Annotated in this window: 7 protein-coding genes; 6 read left to right on the forward strand and 1 reads right to left on the reverse strand. The window is 41.4% G+C overall.

What is annotated here, in order from left to right; translation table 11 throughout:
- Positions 1-53 precede the first annotated feature (53 nt).
- The 6 genes from NON16_RS22545 to NON16_RS22570 all read left to right on the forward strand — a co-directional run bounded on the left by NON16_RS22545 (position 54) and on the right by NON16_RS22570 (position 6,439).
- The gene (locus NON16_RS22545; RefSeq protein WP_257351654.1) at positions 54-848 is read left to right on the forward strand and encodes an energy-coupling factor transporter transmembrane component T family protein; all 795 of its coding nucleotides are present in this window, start codon (positions 54-56) and stop codon (positions 846-848) included.
- A 157-nt stretch (positions 849-1,005) separates the two neighbouring features.
- Complete coding sequence (locus NON16_RS22550) at positions 1,006-1,563, forward strand: ECF transporter S component (protein WP_257351655.1); 558 nt, start codon at positions 1,006-1,008, stop codon at positions 1,561-1,563.
- Positions 1,563-2,534, forward strand: coding sequence for a P1 family peptidase (locus NON16_RS22555; protein ID WP_257351656.1), 972 nt, complete (start codon positions 1,563-1,565; stop codon positions 2,532-2,534). The genes NON16_RS22550 and NON16_RS22555 overlap by 1 nt, the downstream gene beginning before the upstream one ends.
- A 15-nt stretch (positions 2,535-2,549) precedes the next feature.
- Positions 2,550-3,764, forward strand: coding sequence for a M20 family metallopeptidase (locus NON16_RS22560; protein ID WP_257351657.1), 1,215 nt, complete (start codon positions 2,550-2,552; stop codon positions 3,762-3,764).
- Between the two features lie 584 nt (positions 3,765-4,348).
- Complete coding sequence (putP, locus tag NON16_RS22565; protein ID WP_257351658.1) at positions 4,349-5,839, forward strand: sodium/proline symporter PutP; 1,491 nt, start codon at positions 4,349-4,351, stop codon at positions 5,837-5,839.
- Between the two features lie 183 nt (positions 5,840-6,022).
- Positions 6,023-6,439 carry a hypothetical protein gene (locus NON16_RS22570; protein WP_257351659.1) on the forward strand — a complete coding sequence of 139 codons (417 nt, stop codon included), beginning with the start codon at positions 6,023-6,025 and terminating at the stop codon, positions 6,437-6,439.
- A gap of 1,083 nt (positions 6,440-7,522) precedes the next feature.
- On the opposite strand, the gene NON16_RS22575 is transcribed toward NON16_RS22570, so the two are convergent.
- Positions 7,523-7,739 (reverse strand): hypothetical protein (locus NON16_RS22575; protein WP_257351660.1); only part of this gene is annotated, 217 nt, incomplete at its 5' end.

Consider the following 7,739-nt stretch of genomic DNA (forward strand, 5'->3'; position numbering starts at 1 on the left):
AGATAGCTAGTTTTGAATTCGAATTAACCCGCAATATTACCATTGGACAGTATTTGCCGACAGGCTCACTCATTCATCGTATGGATCCCCGCATAAAGCTTTTAGCATTTACTATTCTTGTCATTGCGATGGCCATATGTGACACCTATGTTGGAAACATAATCGCACTTGCTTTTGCCTGTTATTTATTTTACATGTCACGAATTCCGATTAGTTATGGTTTATCAGGAGTCAAGCCAGCTGTACCTTTCATTTTGATATTAGCCGTATTGCAACTGTTGTTCTATAGTGAAATTGCTTCAGGAGGAACGGTTTTTGTCGACTATGGCTTTATCCTAATTACAAGTGATAGTGTCCGTCTAGTAATCGTTTCTGCCTTACGATTTATTGAAATCATTTTTTTGAGCAGTGTATTAACGTTAAGTACCTCCACAACTCAAATTACACATGGGATAGAGAGTCTGTTAAGACCTTTAAAGCATGTAAAGTTCCCAGTCCATGAATTCGCGTTAATCATTACGATTGCGATCCGGTTTGTTCCTACGTTTGCAATGGAAATGGAAAAAATGATGAAAGCTCAAGCCTCAAGAGGAGCAGAATTTGGCACGGGTGCCTGGTGGAGAATTATCCAACGAACCAAAGATGTATTTCCTATTATCATTCCTTTATTCAATGTTGCTATGGCACGGGCGGAAGATTTAGTGCTGGCAATGGAATCTAGATGCTATACGCCAGGAAGTGAACGGTCGATCTATACAAAGTATAAAGCTCAGAACATGGATTATATGGCTCTTCTTTTCTGTGTTTTGTTTACTGTTCTATTATTGGCATTTCCTTTTCCTTATTAGATGTTGTTCAAAAGTTCCGGAGGCTAACAGGATGTTAGTCAGTTCGACGTTACCACAGGAAGTGGTGGGTTTAGTTGAACTTCCGCTTAATAGCTGTCAAATTTCTTCGTTGCCACACCAAAATAGCTGTCTATAAAAATTTAAGGAGGGTAATCGAATGGAAAGAGGATTAACCACAAGAAAGATTGTCATTGCAGGCGTATTAGGAGCAGTAGCTATTTTGCTTGGTGTCACCCGATTAGGTTTTATTCCTGTTCCAACTGCAGCAGGGAATGCTACCATCATGCATGTCCCGGCAATCATTGGAGGAGTAATGCAAGGGCCGTTTGTTGGACTGGTCATTGGACTAATCTTCGGAGTATCTTCGTTTCTTGATGCGACCATACCATTATTTAAAGACCCATTAGTGGCGATACTTCCTCGATTGTTTATCGGAGTAACGGCCTATCTATCTTACATTTCTCTAAGGAGAATCAATGAGTATGCTGCTATTGGGGTGGCGGGTTTTGTGGGGGCTTTTACCAATACGCTACTCGTTTTGACAATGGCGGTCATTAGGGGATATATTGCCCCGGGTGTTGCAGTTACGATTGCCGTAACCAATGGAATACCAGAAGCGATTGTCTCTGTTATTATTACGCTAGCAGTTGTGGTCGCATGGAAAAAGCTGGACCATAGCGGGAACAAGAAATCAAAGATCTCAGGAGAAATGTAGTGGAACTTTTTCATAATATTACTGATGTTCCGGGCATTAAAGTTGGTAATGAAGAAAACAAAACAGGTTATACGGGCTGTACGGTTTTATTGATGGAGAAGGGTGCTGTGTGCGGTGTAGACGTTCGGGGTTCAGCTCCGGGAACAAGGGAGACTGATTTGCTTAACCCTATGAATCTTGTAGACCGTGTACACAGCATCTGTCTAGCAGGAGGGAGTGCCTTTGGCCTTGATGCAGCAAGCGGTGTCATGCAGTTTTTGGAAAAGGAAGGTATTGGACTAGATGTTGGTGTAGGAGTGGTTCCGATTGTTCCGTCGGCTGTCTTGTTTGATTTGACGGTAGGAGACCCTTCTATACGGCCAGATCAGAAAATGGGTTATCAAGCGGCAAAGAATGCGGAACAAGGCCGTTTCCCATTCGGTAATTCAGGAGCGGGCTGCGGGGCTACGGTTGGGAAGGTTGCAGGCTACCATCGAGCCATGAAAGGCGGGATTGGTTCCGCCTCTAAAGTTTGCCCAAATGGATTAATTGTGGGTGCCATTGTAGCGGTCAATGCGATTGGGGAGATTCGAAATCCTGAAACAGGAGAAGTCATTGCCGGTGCCAGAGATGATCAAGGGAGAATTAGGAGCTGTTTAGATTGGATGCTTGAACAGCCTGTCATTCCCTTAAGGGCCGGCACCAATACAACGATAGGAGTTGTCGCGTGCAATGCCAAGTTAACTAAATCACAGGCATCAAAGGTAGCTTCCATGGCCCATGATGGTTTAGCGAGAACCATTTATCCTGTTCATACGATGTTTGACGGGGATACGATTTTTTCTTTGGCTACAGGAGATATGGAAGCCTCTGTTGATCTGATCGGGACAATTGCGGCAGACGTTTTAGCTGAAGCAGTCATCCTGGCGATTAAGAGTGCGGAGGGGATTGAGGGCTTTCCATCTAGTAAAGAAGTCAATGAATCTCATTAAGAAAGGACGGAAGCAATGACAACGACTATAGAATCTATTCTTCAATATGTTGATAAAAAAGAAGTGGTTGAACTGACACGGAGTCTTATTCGTATTCAAAGTGTCTATCGTCCACAGGTCGAGGGTGGAAACGAAGAAAAGGTAGCTCGTTTCATAGTTGATTATCTTAAGAACATCGGTCTAGATGTATTTTATGAAGAAGTAGTGCCAGGCCGGCCAAACGTTATTGCCATTTATGACTCTGGTCTTCCAGGGAAAACGCTATTATTTGAAGGACATACGGATGTAGTGACAGAAGGAGATCTTGATTCTTGGACGTATGATCCATTTGGCGGAGAAATCAGTAACGACAGGATTTATGGTAGAGGTTCTTGTGATACAAAGGGAAACCTTGCTGCTGCGATATCTGCTGTTCATGCTCTGAAAAAATCAGGCGCACCTTTTACAGGGAAAATCATTCTTTGTATCCCGTGTGACGAAGAGGGAATGATGATCGGAATAAAAGATTTTATCCGAAGAGGCTGGGCAGATGGGGTGGATGGAGCCATCATCTGTGAACCTGAGGAAAATCAGCTGTGTATTACTCAAAAAGGAGCGATACGCATCGTTTTAAAAACACACGGGAAAATGGCCCATGGTGCGATGCCGCTTACAGGAATTAACCCCAACACACGAATGGCCAAATTAATTGTGGAACTGGATCAACTCGAACAGAAAGAAAAACAACGGTTGGGTGAACATCCTTATCTTGGATGGCCAAGTATTACACCAACCATTTTACAGGCACCAGTCAAGGGAGAGCCGCAAATCAATGTCGTTCCAGCTCAATGTATGACCACACTGGATATTCGGACGGTCCCTGGCCAGGAACATGATCAGCTGAGGCGGGAGATTGAAGACATTATTGAACGGCTCAGTAAGGATGATCCAGATTTTACAGCGACACTTGATCTAATTGAAGATCGGCCCTGGACCGAGACGGACAAAGAAAATGAAGTGGTACAGGTTGTGGCACAGGCTTATAGGCAGGTTACCGGTAAAGATCCCGTCTATAATGGGGTCCCGGGAGCGACAGATGGCACTTTCCTTCATCTTGCAGGTGTACCGATCCTCACAACAGGAGCAGGGGACCGGCATATCCCTCACCATGCTGATGAATATGTGGACATCAATGAGCTTGTTGAAACCGTTCAAATCTACACCCTCTCAGCTCTAAACTTTCTGAAATAAAATCTGATTAGAACTCATCCGCATTAAAGTGCTGATGAGTTTTTTTGTGTAAGAAACAACGAACTAAGAATTCTCACCAAACGGGCGATATCCCAGATTTGATTGAGCATGGGCTTAAATACCTTGTTGAATAAATACGTTTTAAGCACCTTTACTCTGCTTTAAATGGATTTACAAGTGTCGAAATAAGAAAGCGGACTATAGTCTATCTGCGCCCGGAAACTGTCAAAGAAGTGTAGGCTAATTATGCCCAATTAACTCATGATTTGTTATTCTTGGAGGAGATTTGACTAGTAAAGACGAAGAATTGATTATGTATAATACGTTTTTAAGTTGATTGATAATTTGAAAAACGATATAATAATGGAATACTATGTTGATTATCTAGTTAAAAAGTCTTATGACTATTTTAACCATCAAAAAACTGAATTTCTTCTATAAAAGCTTTACATAAAAACATGAGTATTATTTTTAAAATTTTTTTAGCGCTATACACCTGACTTCATTCAATATCGCAAAAACAATACGTTTGAACAAGGCTCAAAAATAAAGGCATAAACAACTTAATACAAGGAGGAGAATGTATGACGAGTGATAATATTTATGAACTTATCGCGATTATCATTTATTTGGTAGGAATGTTGTTGATTGGCTGGTATGCATATAAACGAACTTCCAATCTAACAGACTATATGCTAGGGGGACGTTCACTTGGACCTGCGGTTACTGCACTCAGTGCTGGTGCAGCTGATATGTCAGGGTGGTTGCTCATGGGACTACCAGGGGCAATTTATGTTGCTGGGCTAGATGCTGTATGGATCGCAGTTGGCCTTACGATCGGAGCATATTTAAACTGGCTATTCGTTGCACCGCGTCTTCGTTCCTATACACAAGTATCAAACGATTCAATAACGATTCCAAGTTATCTGGATAGTAGACTGAAAGATAATTCCAAAATATTACGGATTGTTTCAGGAATCATTATCTTAATTTTCTTTACATTCTATGTTTCATCTGGAATGGTCGCAGGTGGAGTATTCTTTGAAAGTTCATTCGGTCTAGACTATCACGCAGGTCTTATTATCGTATCTGCTGTCGTTATTGCTTATACGCTTTTTGGGGGATTCCTTGCGGTAAGTTACACTGACTTTGTTCAAGGATTAATTATGTTCTTAGCACTTATTCTTGTTCCGATATTTGGTATCTTTTTAACTGGTGGATTCGCAGAAACTGGAGAATCGATTCTTAATGTCGATCCAACAATGCTTAGTCTAGTTTCAGGTGCTACAACTGCAGGTATTATATCTGCTGTCGCTTGGGGACTCGGGTATTTCGGACAGCCTCACATTATTGTACGATTTATGGCTATTAAAACGGTTAAAGAAACAAAGCAAGCGAGAAGAATTGGGATAGGATGGATGATTATCAGCTTACTCGGAGCCATTGCTACTGCTTTGGTCGGGATTGCCTATTTTCAGCAGAATCCAGGGGAAACACTCGTTGATCCAGAAGCTATATTCATTGCCCTTGGACAAGTCACTTTCCATCCCTTTATTGCGGGGATTATGCTTGCAGCTGTTCTTGCTGCGATTATGAGTACGATCTCATCCCAATTGATCGTTACTTCATCAGCGTTGATTGAAGATTTATACAAAGCGGTCTTTAAGTCAAATGCAACTGATGCTAGATATGTATTTCTCGGAAGAATTTCGATTCTTTTCGTGTCAATTATAGCAATGATTTTTGCTTGGACAAAAAATAATACGATACTAGATCTCGTAGGATTTGCATGGGCTGGCTTCGGTGCAGCATTTGGTCCTATTATCCTTCTGTCTTTATACTGGAGGAAAATCACAGGAATCGGTGCACTTGTAGGTATGGTTGTCGGTGCAGTTACGGTTATGGTTTGGGGCAATTCCGAAGCGCTTTCAGGTATGCTATATGAAATCGTGCCTGGTTTTGTTTTATGTTTAATTGTTACGGTTATCGTCAGCTTGGCAACCTATAAACCAAATGCTGAAATTGATCGTGAATTTGACGCAGCACTTGAACTACTGAAGCAAGATCAAGAATAACTGTAAAAATAGTTAGTTATATCCAAAAGAACCCTCACGCACATTACATTGCGGGGGTTCTTTTTTAGGTGTATTTCAGAAACTTAAACTAAATTATTAAGTTTGAAACAAAAAGATGATCCAATCGTATAAAGGATGATAGATTGAAAATATAGTTGTAAGAAAAGGTGAAGGAGGCTAGCCGTGAAATATCACACTAATAAGTCAAGGGTACTCTCTGGCTTATTTATATTAATAATAGTTTTAATGGTAAATATTTATGAATTTCCGATTTTTCTTTTTGTTGCTGTACCCGTACTTTTAGTTCAACTAATCATTAATTTTGAATTAATGATTGAATCAGATTATATAACATATCAAATTAAGCTTTTGAGAATACCAATTTACAAAAGGGTACTCTATCCTAACCAGATTGTGTCAATAAAATTCAAACGTGTAAGCTGGATGACAAAATGTGTTGTAGTAAATGTGAAAATAGGGCTTAACATTAGAATGGTTGATTTTACGCCCGATACAGTATTTGATGATCTCTATAGGTTCGCCGCTGAAAAAGATCTTTTAATAACTAAGACTAGAGACTACAAGATATTAGAAATGTAAAGGGATGAGCATAATCTATAGTAAAGGAAATAATGTTAATTAGATAACCATTACAGCTCTAATAGGGTTTATCGTAATAATTTTGAAACCAGATTTGTTTACATAGCATTCTACAAGACCTCTCTTTGTAGGGGTCTTTTTTACACGTTAAGAAAGTATAAAAGTACTTTCTATAGTATAAGCGCAACTACGACGATCACCTGCGCTAAGGCTTGGCGCTAGCCAAGTTTTCTTTAAAAAATAAGAAAGTATAAAAATTGAGTCTACCTCAGTACATTTGCTGTGGGAGTTTTTAATTATGGAGACAAATATTCTTAGACGAATTTTTTTGAATGAAAGAAGATAGATGGCACGAATAAGAAGGAATCGTTCCCTTTTTGAACACAAGAAGCAGCTCGTGGGCACGAATAAGGAGGAATCGTTCCCTTTTTGAGCACAAGAAGCAGCTCGTGGGCACGAATAAGGAGGAATCGTTCCCTTTTTGAGCACTAGATGCAGCCAAGGGGCACGAATAAGGAGGAATCGTTCCCTTTTTGAGCACAAGAAGCAGCTCGTGGGCACGAATAAGGAGGAATCGTTCCCTTTTTGAGCACTAGATGCAGCCAAGGGGCACGAATAGGGAGGAATCGTTCCCTTTTTGTGCGCAAGAAGCAGCTCGTGGGCACGAATAAGGAGGAATCGTTCCCTTTTTGTGCGCAAGAAGCAGCTCGTAGGCACGAATAAGGAGGAATCGTTCCCTTTTTGAGCACAAGCTGCAGCTCAGGGGCACGAATAAGGAGGATTCATCCCCTTTTAGTACAAGATGCAGCACAAGAATACAGCCCTCGGTCACGGTATGAATATTGATGGATGGAGGAGGAGATCCCTCTGTACCTCCGAAGTTTTCCTGCGAAATCTGTGGAGGCGAAATGTCCNGAAGTTTTCCTGCGAAATCTGTGGAGGCGAAATGTCCTGAGTACTACAAAGGAAAACATGGCGTAGATTACAAGCTATCGGATGTGCTCTGACCAAAAAAGGACCTGAGTGGAGCGCTTTTCTCCACTCAGGTTTTTCGTGTGCCCCGCAGTCACTCGATCTAGGTGGTTAAAATCCACACAGTAACTTTACCCTTTCCAAGTACTGTAGCTGAAGTAAACGTCTTAACTTCATTGAAGAAAGATGGACAGGGTGTTCTCTGCGAAGAGAAATCTGAAAGGTCTGCAAGCAAAGTCCAGCCCGGAACAATGTGTGAACCAGAGGTGGCGTCGGTGTTGGGTGACCCGCCGAAAAACCGGGGAAACCGATGCCTTGGCATATCCTG

The organism is Pseudalkalibacillus decolorationis (assembly GCF_024609785.1).
Classification (GTDB): domain Bacteria; phylum Bacillota; class Bacilli; order Bacillales; family Fictibacillaceae; genus Pseudalkalibacillus; species Pseudalkalibacillus decolorationis.